This window comes from Planctomycetota bacterium, assembly GCA_038746835.1.
Taxonomy (GTDB): domain Bacteria; phylum Planctomycetota; class Phycisphaerae; order Tepidisphaerales; family Tepidisphaeraceae; genus JBCDKH01.
On sequence record JBCDKH010000071.1, the window covers coordinates 1 to 15,592 of the forward strand.

Consider the following 15,592-nt stretch of genomic DNA (forward strand, 5'->3'; position numbering starts at 1 on the left):
GCAGGTTCGCGGCGTCGTCCTGCCCGCCCACGACGGCCTGGTCGGCATCCTGACCGGACGCGCGCCCATGCTCGTCAAGCTCGGCACGGGCGAGCTTCGCGCCGAGGTCACCTCCGGCACCAGCCGGCAGTTTTCCATCTCCGGTGGCGTCGCTCAGATGAAGGACAACAAACTCGTCGTCCTGACCGAGCAAGCGACCGAAGCGACGGTCTGAAGCAGCATCCTCTCTAATCAGAAGCGAGTGAGCCGCTCGCGTGAGCGAGCGCGTCTCGACCGTCCCGAAGCGCTCGCTGACGCGGGCGGCTCACTGCGATCGGGTCGTGCTCCGCGCTACTTGCTGGATTCTGCCCAGTTGAACAGCGTGCGGACCCCGAAGCCGGTCGCGCCCTTGGCAAAGGGAACGTCGTCCTTTTCGGTGTCGGCCGTCGGGGCGATGTCGAGGTGGCACCATGGGACTTCATCGCCGCCGGTGATGTTGCCGGGGACGAAATGGTGCAGGAACTCGGCCGCCGTGTCGCAGCCGCCCCATCGACCGGGCGAGTTCATAATGTCGGCGACGCTGCTCTTGAGTGGCTCGCGATAATCGTTGCCGAGCGGCATGCGCCAGATCATCTCGCCGGCCGACTTGCTGGCGGTGTCGAGCTGCTCGAACAGCGTGTCGTCGTTCGACCACGCACCGGCCCGGCTCGTGCCGAGCGCGACGACGGCCGCACCCGTCAACGTCGCCAGATCGACGCAGGCGGACGGCTTGTACGTCTCGATGCCCCAACTCAGCGCGTCGGCCAGAACGAGCCGGCCCTCGGCGTCGGTGTTGGTCACTTCGACCGTCACGCCGTTGTACATGTCGAGGATGTCGCCCGGCCGATAGGCCCGGCCGCTGGGCATGTTCTCGGCGGCGGCGAGGATGCCGATGACCGGTCGCTTCACGCCGACCATCGCACACGCGGCCATGAAGCCGAGCACGGCCATGCCGCCGCACTTGTCGAAGACCATTTGCTGCATGCCACCCGCCGGCTTGATGCTGATGCCGCCGGTGTCGAACGTGATCGCCTTGCCGACGGCCAGCAGCGGCGCCTTGGCCGGCTTCTTCGCCTTCCGCTTGCCGCTGGTGGCGACGTCTGCGTTGTGGCCGAGGACGATCATCTTCGGCGGAGCCTCGCTGCCCTGCCCGACACCGACAAGGCCGCCCATGCCGAGCTTCTGGGCTTCCTTGTGGTCGATCACTCGGCACGACAGGCCGAGCTCCTTGGCCATCTTCTGAGCCTCGCGTGCGAGCGAGGGCGGGTTGATGTCGTTGCCGGGACGCTGGGCGACGGTGCGTGCGTAGTTGGTCGCCAGGCCGAGGTCGAGACCGCGTGCGACGCCCTTCTTGTCGTCGGTGAGGACGGTGAGTTTGGCGTTACCGAGGGTGTCCTTCTTCGTGGCCGAGCCCTTGTGCTCGCGGAAGTCGAAGCTGGCCAGAACGAAGCCGCTCGTGACGAGTTCGGCCGACGCGTTGGTCGGCAAGGCGAGGGCGAGCTTGGTGAGCTCGTGCTTCCTGGCCAGCCGCGCCGCGGTGCCGCCGAAGGCGAGGACATCGCGCGGTGCGGTGAGCTCGCCGGGCTTCTTGCCAGTGCCGATGAGGAGGAGCTTGGTCTTGCCCGCAAGGCCCGTCGCGGCCGAGCCTGCCTTGCCGGTAGCGAGGCCGTCGGTGACGAGTTGGTTTGCGGCGTGAGCGACTTCCTCGCCGAGTGTGGCGAGGTCGGCGTCGATGCTGCTTGCCTTGCCGTCGATGGCGACGGGGACGATTAGACTCGCACCCTTGGGCAACTTCGTGGCGGCATTGGCGGAAACGGACGTGCTCGTAGCTGGCATGGAACCAGCTTACGTCCGCCGGCACCTCACGACATCGACAGCGCCTTGCCGTCGGCGAACCAGAGGTGCGCCAGCGCCTGTCGCGGCTTGGGCGGGACGAACAGATCGACCACGAACCGCGCCACCGGCCGACCGATGACGAGGCCGATGATCCAGGCGACGAGGAGCGGTGCGTGGATGTTCAGGAAGGCCTCCGTCGTGACCGCTGTCCGCACGGGTCCATCGAACTCACCCGTGGCAGTCATGAAGAGCAGATAGAGCCCAGTCGCACAGGCAACAACCGTCAATGCGGGCAAGAGCTTTCTCGGCCAGCCGAGGTGCCACATCGTGGCGGCCTGGATCACACCAAGGAAAAGTCCGCCAAACGCCATCGGACCGCCGAAGCCCAAAACCGATCGCCAGGTCGGAGGCGGCCCTTGCCACGCATACCGCGATTCGTACCACTCGTCAGGTACCTGACTGACCGGGACTCGCATCCGCGGATACCAGCGTTGACCGTCAGCATCGACAGTGACAATTCGCGATAAGTCAGGCGTCGCGTCCAGAGTCTCCGGCGGGGGCGGTACGACGCTTCCGTCATCGGCGTAGTGGTACTGGTACCGCTGAACACGACCCGAAATCGTTAAGTCTTCGAACGTGTTGATTTCCAACACGATTCGACCGTTTGCCGGATCGAATTGCACCGACCGTGTGAATTCCATCGTTCGCCCCATCGCGACGCCGGCCGTTGCGAAGGTTGCGGCTAGAAGAATCAACAGCAACGCCAACACCCAGCAGAACAACACGAACGTCGCGAAACGTCGCAGCCAGACCGAGTTGCTCGTCGCGTACTGATTGGCTGGGTGCCACTTGCCGCATTCGGGGCAGCGGACGGTGACGAAGCCGAGTCGCTCGTCGACCTGCGTCCGCTGGCCGTGCAGGTTGTAGCCGCAGGAGCAGAAGACGTCGGTTTCGACGACCGCGAGCTTCTCCGTCGCGTGGAGCGGGCGGGCTTCGTCCAGCACGTCTGCCGTCATGCAGGCGATCGTGCCACGGCAGCCGCACGATGCAAGCTCACTCGACTTCGATCTGATCGCGCAGCTGTCGCTTCAGCACCTTGCCCGTCGGCGAGCGGGGAAGTTCTTCCACGAAGCGGACATCCTTGGGAATCTTGAACCCGGCCAGGCCGTTGTCGCGGCAGAAGTCCTTGATCGCCTGGGCCTCGAGCGTCTGCCCTTCCTCGGCGAGGACGAAGGCAACGACGGCCTCGCCGCGGGTCTTGTCGGGCTTTCCGACGACGGCCACCTCGGCCACGCCGGGCATGGTGGCGAGCAGCTCCTCGATCTCGCGCGGATAAACGTTCTCGCCGCCGACGATGAGCATGTCCTTCTTGCGGCCGGTGACGAAAAGGTAGCCGTCGCCGTCGAGGTGGCCAAGGTCGCCGGTGCGGAAGTAGCCGTCGTTGGTCTTGGCCTTGACCGTGTCGTCCGGCAGGCCGCGATACTCGCTGAAGACCATCGGGCCCTTGATCTGGATCTCGCCGGTCGTTTCGGCATCGAGCGGCTGCTCCTCCTCGCCGACGATGCGGATGTCGACGTTGCCCAGGCTTCGTCCGACGGAGCCCTGCTTGTGGATGTGCGGCATGTTCACCGTCACCGGCCCGCAGGTCTCCGTCAGGCCGTAACCCTCCATGATCTCGATGTCGAACTTCCGCTTGAACGCCTCGCGCACGCTGCCCGGCAGAGGTTCGCCGCCGCTGATGGCCGCGTACATGTTGGCAAAGTCGGCAGGCCCGGCGTCTTTCACGCGGGCAATCGCCGCATACATGCTCGGCACGGCCGCCATGACCGTCACGTCGTGCTCGCGGACCTTCTGCACGGTGGTCGCCGGGTTGAACCGAGCGGTGTAGACCATCTTCGCGCCCAGGTAGACCGGCGCGAGCATCGTCGCCAGCAGCCCCGTCGAGTGGAAAAGCGGAACGATGCCGAGGAAAACGTGGTTGTCGCCGTCGCGATCGAGCCGCGAGTGCGTGATGCAGGCGGTCGCGTCGCTGTCGAGGTTGTTGTGCGTGAGCGGGACGCCCTTGGGCAGACCGCTGGTGCCGCTGGTGTAGAGCAACGCCGCGACCTCGCCAGCCGAGCGGTTCCAGGTCGGCAGCGGTCGCAGCTGCGCGAGGATGCTGGCGAGCGTCGGCTTGAGCTTGAGCAGGTCGATGATGCTGACGCGGTTCTCGTCCGCCGCCTTCTGCATGGCTTTACCCGCGTCGAGCTTTTCGAGCATCAGGCCGACCGTCAGGACGAGGTCGCACCCGCTGTCGTCCAAGACGTGGCGAGCTTCCTTCTCGCCGAGCAGGAAGTTGATCGGTACGGCAGTCTTACCGGCGAGCAGAATCGCGTAGAAGACCGTGACAAACCCGCCACCGGCGGGGAGGAGGATCGCAACGTGATCCTGCTTCGTGCGCGATCGAATGACCTTCGCCAGCCGCTGAGCCTTTTTCAGCAGCTCGCTCCACGTGACCGCACCACGATCATCGGTGATGGCCGTGACGTCAGGCCGGGCAGCAGCGTGCTCGATGAGCGGACGAAGGAGCATGCGGACAGCCTAGACGCCGCTGCACACGCCTCACAAGCCCTGAACGAATGCCGAAAGGCGGTCCAGGCCCTTGTCGATCTGCTCCATCGACGTGGCGAAGCTGAGCCGGACGTGCGTGTCGAAGCCGGAGTCGTTGCCCGGGACGACGGCGACGTGTTGCTCTTCCAGCAGCTTCGCCGCGTAGCCGACGGCATCATCGACGCCGGCCTTGGCGAAGTGGGCACTGACGTCGGGAAAGCAGTAGAACGCCCCGCGCGGCTGAATGCAGTCGATGCCGTCGATCGCCGAAAGTCGCTCGTGCATGTGTCGGCCACGCTTCTCGAACTCGACGCGCATCGCCTCGACGGCCTCGGCTCCGCGCGGGTCGGTCAACGCGAGCGCGGCCGCGGGTTGGCAGAAGCTGGTGACATGGCTGTTGATCTGGCCCTGCAGCTTGTTCATCGCCTTGATGACGTGCTCGGGCCCGCCGGCGTAGCCGAGCCGCCAGCCGGTCATGGCGAAGCTCTTGCTGTGGCAGTTGAAGGTGATCGTGCGGGCCGGCAGGTCCGGATGGAGCGACGCGATGCTGGCGGTCTTCTGGCCGTCGTAGAGCAGGTGCTCGTAGATCTCGTCGGAGAAGACGACCACGTGCGGGTGCTTGGCCAGCACGTCGGCCAGGTCCTGCAGCTCGGCGGGCGTGTAGCAGTTACCGGCCGGGTTGCTGGGGCTGTTGAGGATGAAGAGCCGGGTCCTGGGCGTGATGGCCGCGTCGAGTTGGTCGGGCGTGATCTTGAAGTCGTTGGCCTGCTCGCCCTTCACGAACGTCGGCACGCCGCCGCAGATCTTGGCCTGCTCGGGATAACTGACCCAGTACGGCGTTGGGATGAGCACCTCGTCGCCATCGTTGAGCAGCGCAAGGAAGGCGAAATAGAGCACGCCCTTGCCACCCGGGCCGATGCTGATCTGGTCGGGCGTGAAGGTGAGGCCATTGTCGCGCTGGAACTTTGCGACGACGGCCTGCTTGAGTTCGGGAATCGACGGGTTGGGCGTGTACTTGGTCATGCCCGCGTCGATCGACGCCTTGGCCTGATCCTTGATGAAGGCCGGCGTGTCGAAGTCGGGCTCGCCCGCACCGAAGCTGACGACGTCGACGCCCTGGGCCTTGAGCGCCTTGGCCTTGGACGTGACGGCCATCGTAATCGAAGGCGAGACGCGGCTGGCTCTGTCGGAAAGGGGCAAGTCGGGCATGGCTCGGCCAGCGTACGCCGGCTTGTGGCACCATCCGGGCACGGGTAACTTCAACGGGTGTCGAAACACCTCGCGTCGCTGCTCGTCGTGCTCTGTGTCGCTGCCGGCTGCTCCAAGCCGAAGCCGACGCCGATGCTGGCGGAGATTTACAACCCGGAGCTGCAGAAGCCGCGCGTCGAGGAGCGGCCCGTCGTCGTCCTGCCGGGCATCCTCGGAACACGCCTGCGGCAGAACGAGACCGACCGCGTCGTCTGGGGCGCTTTCACCGGCGGCTACGCGAATCCGGGTCGGCCCGACGGTGCGGCGCTGGTCGCGCTGCCGATGGCTCCGGGCGTGCCGCTGGACGAACTAACCGACGACGTTCGGCCCGACGGCGCACTCGACACGCTTGAGCTCCGCATCCTGAACTTGCCCGTCAAGCTCAGCGCGTACGTCGACATCCTCCGCACACTCGGCGTGGCCGGGTATGCCGATCAGTCGCTGCTGCAGTACTCAGACGAGCACTTCACGTGCTTCCAATTCGACTACGACTGGCGTCGCGACAACGCCGAGAACGCGGCCAAGCTGTACCGACGGCTGGTCGAGATTCAGGCGTACACGCACGAGCAACTCGTCGCGAAGCACGGCGTCGACAACGTGCCACCGCGGGAAGAAATCAAGATCGACCTGGTCGCCCACTCGATGGGGGGATTGGTGGCGCGGTACATGCTGCGGTACGGAGATGCCGAACTGCCGGCGGACGGGTCGATGCCGGAGTTGACATGGAAAGGCGCGAAGCTCGTCGACCGGCTGATCATGGTCGGCACGCCCAACGCGGGCAGCGTCGACGCGTTTCGGCAGCTGGTCGAGGGGAAGGACTTCTCGTCCGGTTCGGTCGCGTTCTGGCTGCCGTTCGCCCCGCCAGTGGTGCTCGGGTCGATGCCGAGCATCTACCAACTTCTGCCAAGGCCAAGACACGAGGCGATCGTGCTGCCGGACCGTGAAGCGATCGACCTCTACGACGCCGACTTCTGGATCAGCCGAAGGCTCGGCCTGGCCGGGAACGACCAGGTTGACGAACTCGGCTGGATCCTGGGCGATGACGTACCCATCGATCAGCGTCGCGCAGTTGCGGAGGATCACTTGCGGAAGGTGCTCGCGCGGGCCGAGCAGTTCCACGACGCCATCGACGTCCCTGCGACACGCCCGGCCGGCTTGAACATCCACCTGTTCGCGGGCGATGCGGTCGACACCGACGAACAGCTCGTGCTTCGGAACGACAACACGATCGACACGCTCCGCAAGGCCGCGGGCGACGGGACAGTCCTTCGCAGCAGTGCGCTCATGGACGAACGCCTCAACCCCGACCTGCCCGGGCGAGCGTCAGCGTCGTTGACGTCGCCCATCGACTGGTCAGGCGTGTTCTTCCTCTTCCAGGATCACCTCGGCATCACCAAGAGCCCGGAATTCACCGACAACGTGCTCTTCCTGCTGCTCGAGGCACCGTGAGTCGGCTCAGGCCTCGTCGTCGAGGTCGATGCCGAAGTTGCCGCGAAGGGCACCGAAGTCGGCCAGGTCGACAAAGCCGCTGCCGTCGAAGTCGGCGAAGATGCTGTAGTTGGCATCCACCGGCGTCAGGTTGAAACTGCCGCGCAGGATGCCGAAGTCGGCCAGATTCACCGCACCGTCGCCGTTGGCGTCGCCGGCGAGGATGTTGAACGAGAACGACTGCGCAGCCACCGTGTTGCCCGCGAAGTCGCTCAGGTTCGGATCCAGCGACACACTCAGCTGCGAGCGACTCAGCGGCGAATCGAGGAGCCACGTCGCGAGGTTGGTGTCCGTGTCATAGGTGAAACCGTTGGGATCCAAACCGCCCGGCAGGCCGCTGGCGAGCAGGTCGTCGGCGTTAAGCTGGACACGCTCGCTGAAGCGGATCGTGACGGTGTCGATGTTGCTGAAGCCCAGGCCGGCGCGGGTGGTGACGCCGTCCTCGACCATCTGCACGCCCAGACCCTCAGAGCCGAGGTTGTTCAGGAACTGGCTGCTCCAGTTGCTGTTGGCGAGGTAGATGTCGCTGATCTCAGGGCTCGTGTCGTCGAAGCCGGTCGCATCGACGGTGATGTTGTATTGGCCGATCGAGCCGTAGTCGGAATAGCCGGTCGGGTTCGGGTTGAGCGGATCGCCACGCCCGACGCCGTCGATGCGGAGGAGGTAATCGCCCGCCTCGAACAGGCCGCTGATTTCGGCACCGAGGGCGAGGTCCGGGTTGTCGCTGTCGACGAGCGTGAAAGTGCCGTCGCCATTGTCTCGGTAGAGCTCGGCGAGGATGTCGAGGTTCGGGCCGATCGCGACGGTGGACGCCTCGATCTCCAGCAGCCCGCCGCCATGCGAGATGCGGAACGAGTCGGCATCGGAGCTGGTCGTGATGGTGCCGCGGACGCTGGCATCAGCGTTCTCGTCCTGCGGAAGCAGCGTTGCCGCCGAAGACACCGCGCCGGAGAAGTCGTCCGCCTTGAAGCCGAAGCCGTTGGTCGAGCTGGCGATAATCGACAGGTCGTTCTGGAACTGGTTCGCGTCGTCGTATTCGCCACGTGACCACTGGGTGACGTTGGTGAAGTAGCCCAGACCCATGATCGGTGCCCAGCCGGTCTCGCCGCCGTTGTGGCCGCTGTAGTACTCACCGTCGCCGGGATTCTGGCCGTCGTGGAACAAGCCCAGCGCGTGGCCGACCTCGTGACTCGTCGCCTCGGCGATGCCCTTGTCGCCGTCACCGGTGCCGTTGGTGAACGTGAAGACGGGCTCGTCTGCAGCGTCGTCGAATGAACCGACGAACGCCACGCCGCCTGCCGGTCCGTACCACGTGTCCGGCCCGATCGCGACGCGAACGCCCCAGCGATCGTCAAAGAAGCCCTGCTTCCGAAGATCGCTGATCGGCGGCTCTTCGGTCGTCACATTGACGCGGAACGGTGCGAAGTCTTCGGCAACGCGTGCCCAGACCTGCTGGATGTTGATCAGCTCCGCGTTGTTGAACGAGTTGCGATCGCTGTCGAGCGACCACGCGGGCGTCGTGATGACCGACGGGAAGTCCGGGTCGAAGTTCCAGCTCGTGCCCGTCGTGACGTGGCCGTCGAAATCGAGGTAGATCGTGTGATCGGCGCCGGGCAGGCTGTGGAGCTGGAACGTCTCTGAGACATCGTAGAGCGGCTCTTCGAAGGTCTCGCCGCCGTCGGTGAACTCGCCGAACTGCTCGAACTGGGCGGTGGTCGGGCGTGCGTGGAGCGAGTTGCCCTCTTCGTCGGTGCCGAAGCCGTGATCGTGATCGATGTAGGTCGGATCGTCGGGCGTCCAGTCGCTGAACCGGTCCCAGTTGTCGCCCTCGCCGCCGAAACCGTCGCTCACGGTGTCACCGACGGCCAAGCCCGAGCCGCCGAGCGTGAATGGCACGTTGACCGGCGGGAAAAAGCCGCAGCAGCTCGTGCACATGCAATCGCTGCCGTGGCCGTTCGACCCGGCCAGATCGTCGGCACCGCCGTTGGTCGAGAGCAGCCGCCGCTCCTCAACTTGCTCGAAGACGGCCAGATCGCGAAAAGCTGCGAGGAGAAGACGGCTCGACGACGACGGATGCATGATTGGGGAACGCGTTTGCAAAAATCTGTGGTCGGATGCGACCCGGACGGGCCGATCGCTGATGGCGTGCGGCTGCGAGCCGCCGCACTGGCTTTCGAAGTATCACCTGGTCGGATGCCGTGTTCGTTCCTGACGGCGGTTTTTTTCGGACGTAACCCGTTCAGGCGGGCGTGAGGCGGGTTTTCGCGCCGGCGTTTTCAGACTGATCGGAACAACTGGAACGCAAGGCCGGTCCGACACGGCCGATGGGTCTGGATGGAGTTCAGGCATGCCAGGGCCGATGATGGAAGAGCATGGGCGATGTCACGAGCCGACGCCTCTGGATCGCTGCCGTGGCCTTGTGCGTGGTCTTCGGTACCTTCTGCCGATTCGGCATGCTGGGCGATCCGTTCGGAAACGACGCGGGCCTCTACGTCGGCATGGGCAAGGTCTGGGTCGACGGCGGGCAGGTGTATGAGGACCTGTGGGACACCAAGCTGCCCGGCGTCGTGCTGCTGGGCGGCTTGCCGTATGCGATCTTCGGTTCGGGCTGGTGGGGCTATCTGCTGACGCTCTTCCTCCTCGGAACGGCCGCGGCTTGGCTCTTGGCTGTTTCTGCACAGCGACTTGCCGGTCAGGCGGTGGCGCTGCCGACGTTTGTTGTGGCGATGGTGGTGATCCACCATCCGCGGTATCTGGGCAGTGGGTTTCAGATCGAGACGCCGCAGGTCTTTTTCGCCAGCCTTGCTGCGGTGGGTATCGCGACGATCCTCGCCGACCCGAGGCGGTCGCTGGGCTGGTCGCTGCTCGTCGGCATCGGGGCCGGTCTGGCGGCGATGACCAAGCCGACCGGGCTTTCGGTTGCCGCGGGCTACGCGATCGCGCTCAGCGTGATGACCTTCCTCCTCGGCACGTGCGACGTGCGACGCTGGCTGCAACACGGCTTCGTCGCCCTGGGCGGCATCGTGCTCGTCACGCTCGGCGTTGCGGTCTGGGCGTGGGCGGAGGGCATGCTGCCGTACATGCCGTTCACGTGGGAGCAGATTTCGCTCTACGGCAGCGGCACGCCGTGGAGTCAGGTGCTGGTGACGAAGGTGCCGGTGCTGATCGCTCTGCCGCTGTTGCCGGCGATCGGGCTGCTGGCGACGCGCGTGTTCCAACGCAGCGACGCCCCGTCGACCGGAAACCTTCGGCCGGCGTGGATCTTCGCGTTGACGTGGTTCTGCTTCGAGGTGATCGGCGTCGTTCTGCAGAAGCGGGCGTACAGCTACGGCTTCCTGCCGATCGTCGCACCGGCCTCTTTGCTAGCGGGCCTTGCGTGGCAGGCGGCGGCGATGCCGCGGCTGCGACTGGCCGGCGTCGGGCTTCCGATGGTCGCAGTCGCAGGTCTTGCTGGGGTGATGGCCCTCCAGGACTGGCGGTTCTTCGCCAACACAAAAGGCCGATCCGCCGTCACCGACTACGTCCGGGCCAACTCGGATCCGACCGACACGCTCTACGGCGACAACACCGGCCGATGGTGCGTCCTGGCCGACCGTCCGCCCGGCGCACGGCTCGGCATGATGATCCACCTCATCAACCACGACGACGCACCCAAGCTGTTCATGGACGAACTGCTCGCCGACCTCGACGAGCGGAAGCCGCCCATCGTCGTCCGGCCGATCGACGTCCGCCAAGAGGACGAGATCGCTCGCTGGGAAGCGCAGCCCATCCTCCGCGACAACCCACAACGCCGCACCGACTACCGCGACGCCTGGAACCGGTACCTGTCTTACCTCGACACGCACTACGTCTACGAAGCCGACTTCGACGGCATGATGGTCCTGCGTCGCAAACCCTGACCCGAGGCTGAGGCACTTCAGTGCCTCTGTCTGACCAGCGACTTGGATACCGTCTCATCGTGGACGACCCCGGCTACTCCTGGTTCTCCTCGCTCACGCGCACCCTCAACAGCGGCGCGACGCGATCGGTTCTCCTCCACGGCTCCACGCACGACCTCTACTTCGACGGGCACGACTACGTCCCACTCGTCCCGTTCCTGACCAGCCGCTGCGGCATCGACGGCGTCACCCAGCTCGTCTGCGAACTCAACGGCCCGATCCGCCTCTCGCCGCCCGGCAAGCTCGATGAACTCCGCAACGCCTGGGTCGCCTGGCGATCGGGTGGCGATCCCGGCGAGATGGCTCTGCGGGCGCTGGTCGATCGCAAGGTCGACCGGGCCAAGGCGACGCACGAGGCGGAGTTCGACCGGCTCGTCCACGAGGCGGCCGGGGCTCCGACGGCGGCGATGGAGTTCCTGCGGCAACTCTGCCTCATGCGCCGAGCCAAACGCGGCAACGGTCGGCCGATCTACGGCGATTCGCTGCTCATCTGGATCGAGGCGGCCGACCTGCTCGTGCCCGACGCCGGCGAAGACGTGGGCAGACTCTCGCCGGCGGACCGACACCGCGTGACCATCCTCCGCGATTGGTTCGGCGACGCCGGGTTTCAGGATGGCGACGACTCGGTCGTCCTGCTCTCTGAATCCCGCGGCGGCGTGAGCCGACTCGTCACGTCGCTTCCCCAGGTCGTCCCCGTCGAAGTCCCCGCACCTGATGAGGACCGACGGCATCACTTCCTGACCCACCACGCTGCTGCGGAAGCCGCGGGTTCTGCCTCCGACCTCGCCGCCTCCACCGCCGGCCTCAGCACCCAAGCCCTTCGCCAGCTCCTGCGGCAAGCCCAGCACGAGGGCAAACAACCCGACGCCGACGACGTCGTCGCCGCGGTCGAACGACACGTCGCCTCCGAGCTGGGCGAAGACGTCGTCGAGTTCCAGCGGCCCACGCACACCTTGGCCGACGTCGTGGGCAACACGCGGCTCAAAGCGTTCCTCGCCGACGAGTTCATCCCGCGCATCCGAAGCACCGGCCTCGACGCGTTGTCGGGGGCGGCGGTGGCGGGGCCGATCGGCGCGGGCAAGACGTTCATCTTCGAGGCCGTCGCGGGCGAGCTTGGGCTGCCGGTGCTGACGCTCAAGAACCTCCGCAGCCAGTGGTACGGCCAGACCGACGTCGTCTTTGAACGGTTGCGTCGCGTCCTGGCGAGCCTCGGCAAGGTCGTCATCGTCGTCGACGAGGCCGACACCGCCTTCGGCGGCGTCGGGGCGGGGCAGCACGAAACCGAACGCCGGCTCACTGGCAAGGTCCAGCAGATGATGAGCGATCCCGCCCTTCGCGGCCGGGTGACGTGGCTGCTCATGACCGCCCGCATCCACCTGCTCAGCCCCGACATCCGTCGGCCCGGGCGTGCCGGCGACCTGATCCTGCCGGTGCTCGACCCGACCGGTGACGACCGCGTCGCCTTCGTCCGCTGGATGCTCGACGGCTATGTCGCGGGCGATCTGGACGAGATGGTCCAGCACATCGAACCGGAACTCGATGCCACCAGCGCAGCAGCGTTCGGCTCACTCCGTTCCCAACTCAAAGCCCGCAGCCGCCGCGACGGACCCCTCGACGTCGATGCAATTCGGTCGCTCGTCGCGGACTATCTGCCACCCGCGATCGGTCCGACGCGGCGCTTCCAGACTCTGCAGGCGCTCGTCAACACGACACGCAAGAGCCTGCTCCCCGATCCGGAGTCGGTCGAACGCGAGGCTTGGATGCGAGAGATCCGAGCGCTAGAGGCTTCCGGTGTGAGCTAGAACGAGTCGTCGGAATCGTGACTTGTCCAACATTTCCACGGTTAGCGGTGAGCGCCAGCGAGCCTGGGGTTGCGACTGGGGAGGCTCGCTCGCGCTAACCGCTAACCGTTGTTGATGCTGACGCGTGCTCGGGAAGATCGGTCGACCAGAAATACCGACGCGATCAAACGAAAAGCGCCCGCTGACGCGGGCGCTTCGGTCCGTCGTGTGTGAACGCGATGCGACGCTACCGACGTCGACGGAGGAGCAACCCGCTTGAGAGCAGCGCGACCGTCGCGGTCGCCGGTTCGGGGATCGCGCGGGTGGCGACGAGGTTGCCGGTGACGGTGATCGTGCTGTCGTCGGGCTGGAGTCCGTCGAACGTCAGCGAGGTGTCGATCGGGATGGTCAGAGTCTGGACCGAGCCGACGGTGACGAGCGTTGCACCGCCGAGGATGTTGGTCGTCGATTCGCCGTCGAGCGGGACGACGCCCGACGCGAGGCCGGCATCGAACGTGAGGACGCCGTCGAGGACGTTGATGCCGAGCGACGAGGAGTCGAAGTTGCCCGCACCGTCGACCGCCAGGCTGCCCGAGGTGAGGTCGAACTCCCAGTCGTACGCTGCGACCGGGACGATGCCGAGGAGGAAGACGTCGAAGTTCAGCCCGAAGTCGCCGACGCCGGTGCTGAACGGAATCGCATCCGGCCCGGGCGCGACGGGCGTGCCCTGGTCGATGATGTCGATGCTGCTGCCACCCGGGAAACTGATCGAGCCGGGCAGCACGTCGGCCACGAGCGTGCCGGTGAAGAGCGACGAATCGCTGCCGGGGAACTGCGACGTCCCGGAATCGCCGGCGAAGGTGCCGCCGACGCTGATGTCGCTGAGGGACGAGTCGATCGTGAAGCTGACGACGTCAGCACCGGCAGTCGCAGCCGATGCGGCGGCCGCAGCGAGCGCGAGAAAGGTGGGCTTGAGCATGAATCGGTTGGGTTGCACGTTCTCCGGACGACGTCACCGCCGCCTCTGCCGGAACGTACCCCGCGTCGAGCGGCTCGCCCAACGGGCAAACCGGTTTGATCGATGTGTGATTTATGGGACCAGCCGTAGGAAGTTGCGGATCAGCGTGTCTCCGTGCTCGGTCATGAAGCTCTCGGGGTGGAACTGCACGCCCTCCAGCGGCAACGACTTGTGACGCACGCCCATGATCACGCCGTCCGCCGTTGTCGCGCTGACCTCGAAGGTGTCTTCCGGCAGCGACCCCGGCTTGATGATCAGCGAGTGGTAGCGGGCGGCCGTGAACGGCGACGGGATGCCCGCGAACAGCGTCCGGCCATCGTGGTGGACCAAGTCGGTCTTGCCGTGCATGAGCTTGTTGGCCCGCTCCACGACGCCCCCGAAGCGGTCGCCGATGCACTGATGGCCCAGGCAGACGCCGAGCGTCGGGATGCGCTTGTTCGCCAAATGCTCGATGACGTCCGACGACACACCCGCCTCATTCGGCGTGCACGGGCCGGGGCTGACCAGCAGGTGTGACACCGGCAGCTGTGCCGCCTCGTCGACGGTGATCGCGTCGTTGCGGACGACCTTCACCTCCAGACTCGGCGTGGCGTCGCGTGCGACGGTTTCGACCAGCTGGACGAGGTTGTACGTGAAGCTGTCGTAGTTATCGATCAACAGCAGCATGTCGGCACCGGGGCAATCGCGGAGCGGGAGCGTAGTCGACGGGCCTCGCGGGTGTCGGTGACTTGTTCGGGGGCTGTAACGTTACGGGACGCAGCGCATAATGGGCCCACAGGGAAGTGATGCCAATCAGCGACGAGCCAGCCTCCATCGACCCCCGCGAGTCGCGAGATTCGCTCTTAATTGTCCAGATCGCGGGCATGCACAGCCATGCGTGCGAGGAGGCGGTCGTGCGAGGGCTCGAGGCCGTGACGGGCGTCCGCGAGGCGGAGGTCGACTTCCCCAGCGGGCAGGCGTCGGTGATCTACGACGCCCACCGCGTCGCCGCCCACGAGTTGATGGCGGCTGTCGAGGAGACGGGCTATCGGTGCGGCGAATACCACCTCGGCGGCAGCGTCGCCGGCGTGGACGGGAATCGGTCGAAAGCTCCCAAAAGCTAGTTCAGCAAGTTCCGTCATCCCGAGCGCAGTCGAGGGACCTCGTCTGGATCGGCTTGCAGCAGACGAACGAGGTCCTTCGACTCGCTGCGCTCGCTCAGGACGACGGATTTGCGAGCGCGAAAGTCACGGTACAGCCCTCGCGCCAGACGATGCGACGCCACGCCGTCGCTGATACAGTGCGGGCGACATGGCCACTGCCCCGCCTCATGACGTGCTTGAAGACGCCGAAGCTGAAGCCCGCGAGGCCGCCCGTCATGAGCCGGGCGACACGATGCACATTGAGACCGATGCGCACGCGCAGGAAGGCCGACCCAATCCCGAAGTCACCGCCGCCAGCCGGAACGGTTCGGCGTCGAAGGTGCCGAGCCTTAGGCAATTCCTCAAAAGCGTCGTCCAGGTCGGCGGCTCCGACCTTCACCTTCAGGCCGATTCGACACCGGTCATCCGCGTCGATGGCCGGCTCCGGTTCCTCGACTGCGGCCAGCCCGACAACGAGATGATGGTCGGCTTCGTCAAGGAGTTGGCCGGCGATGATGAGAAGTTCCAGGAGTTTCTCGACAAGGGCTCCTGCGA

13 protein-coding genes are annotated in these 15,592 nt (G+C 65.9%); 6 read left to right on the forward strand and 7 right to left on the reverse strand.

Annotated features, from left to right (window positions below):
* A partial coding sequence (locus AAGI46_08775) for a F0F1 ATP synthase subunit epsilon (protein ID MEM1012302.1) occupies positions 1-214 on the forward strand: 214 nt, incomplete at its 5' end.
* 116 nt (positions 215-330) lie between these two features.
* Here the strand turns inward: AAGI46_08775 and AAGI46_08780 are convergent.
* Genes AAGI46_08780 through AAGI46_08795 form a run of 4 tightly spaced genes read right to left on the reverse strand, consistent with a single transcriptional unit; the run spans position 331 to position 5,652 of the window.
* The gene (locus tag AAGI46_08780) at positions 331-1,854 is read right to left on the reverse strand and encodes a leucyl aminopeptidase (protein MEM1012303.1); all 1,524 of its coding nucleotides are present in this window, start codon (positions 1,852-1,854) and stop codon (positions 331-333) included.
* Between the two features lie 26 nt (positions 1,855-1,880).
* Complete coding sequence (locus AAGI46_08785; GenBank protein ID MEM1012304.1) at positions 1,881-2,870, reverse strand: hypothetical protein; 990 nt, start codon at positions 2,868-2,870, stop codon at positions 1,881-1,883.
* Between the two features lie 37 nt (positions 2,871-2,907).
* The gene (locus tag AAGI46_08790) at positions 2,908-4,425 is read right to left on the reverse strand and encodes an AMP-binding protein (GenBank protein ID MEM1012305.1); all 1,518 of its coding nucleotides are present in this window, start codon (positions 4,423-4,425) and stop codon (positions 2,908-2,910) included.
* A 30-nt stretch (positions 4,426-4,455) separates the two neighbouring features.
* The gene (locus AAGI46_08795; GenBank protein ID MEM1012306.1) at positions 4,456-5,652 is read right to left on the reverse strand and encodes a pyridoxal phosphate-dependent aminotransferase; all 1,197 of its coding nucleotides are present in this window, start codon (positions 5,650-5,652) and stop codon (positions 4,456-4,458) included.
* A 57-nt stretch (positions 5,653-5,709) separates the two neighbouring features.
* Here AAGI46_08795 and AAGI46_08800 point away from each other — a divergent pair, with 57 nt between their 5' ends.
* Positions 5,710-7,140 (forward strand): hypothetical protein, encoded by a 1,431-nt coding sequence (locus AAGI46_08800; protein ID MEM1012307.1) that lies wholly within the window; start codon positions 5,710-5,712, stop codon positions 7,138-7,140.
* A 6-nt stretch (positions 7,141-7,146) separates the two neighbouring features.
* Here the strand turns inward: AAGI46_08800 and AAGI46_08805 are convergent, their stop codons facing one another.
* Positions 7,147-9,258, reverse strand: coding sequence for a hypothetical protein (locus tag AAGI46_08805; GenBank protein MEM1012308.1), 2,112 nt, complete (start codon positions 9,256-9,258; stop codon positions 7,147-7,149).
* Between the two features lie 293 nt (positions 9,259-9,551).
* On the opposite strand from AAGI46_08805, the gene AAGI46_08810 reads away from it, so the two are divergent.
* Both AAGI46_08810 and AAGI46_08815 read left to right on the forward strand, forming a co-directional pair.
* The gene (locus tag AAGI46_08810) at positions 9,552-11,078 is read left to right on the forward strand and encodes a glycosyltransferase family 39 protein (GenBank protein MEM1012309.1); all 1,527 of its coding nucleotides are present in this window, start codon (positions 9,552-9,554) and stop codon (positions 11,076-11,078) included.
* Between the two features lie 59 nt (positions 11,079-11,137).
* Positions 11,138-12,919, forward strand: coding sequence for an ATP-binding protein (locus AAGI46_08815; GenBank protein MEM1012310.1), 1,782 nt, complete (start codon positions 11,138-11,140; stop codon positions 12,917-12,919).
* Between the two features lie 226 nt (positions 12,920-13,145).
* On the opposite strand, the gene AAGI46_08820 is transcribed toward AAGI46_08815, so the two are convergent.
* Both AAGI46_08820 and AAGI46_08825 read right to left on the reverse strand, forming a co-directional pair.
* Positions 13,146-13,877 (reverse strand): hypothetical protein, encoded by a 732-nt coding sequence (locus AAGI46_08820; protein MEM1012311.1) that lies wholly within the window; start codon positions 13,875-13,877, stop codon positions 13,146-13,148.
* Between the two features lie 111 nt (positions 13,878-13,988).
* Positions 13,989-14,582, reverse strand: a complete 594-nt coding sequence (locus AAGI46_08825; protein ID MEM1012312.1) for an aminodeoxychorismate/anthranilate synthase component II — start codon at positions 14,580-14,582, stop codon at positions 13,989-13,991.
* A 119-nt stretch (positions 14,583-14,701) separates the two neighbouring features.
* Between AAGI46_08825 and AAGI46_08830 the strand changes: the two genes are divergently transcribed.
* Both AAGI46_08830 and AAGI46_08835 read left to right on the forward strand, forming a co-directional pair.
* Positions 14,702-15,019 carry a heavy metal-associated domain-containing protein gene (locus AAGI46_08830; GenBank protein ID MEM1012313.1) on the forward strand — a complete coding sequence of 106 codons (318 nt, stop codon included), beginning with the start codon at positions 14,702-14,704 and terminating at the stop codon, positions 15,017-15,019.
* Positions 15,020-15,206: 187 nt separating this feature from the next.
* Positions 15,207-15,592, forward strand: a 386-nt coding sequence (locus AAGI46_08835; protein ID MEM1012314.1) for a hypothetical protein, incomplete at its 3' end; no start/stop codon positions are given.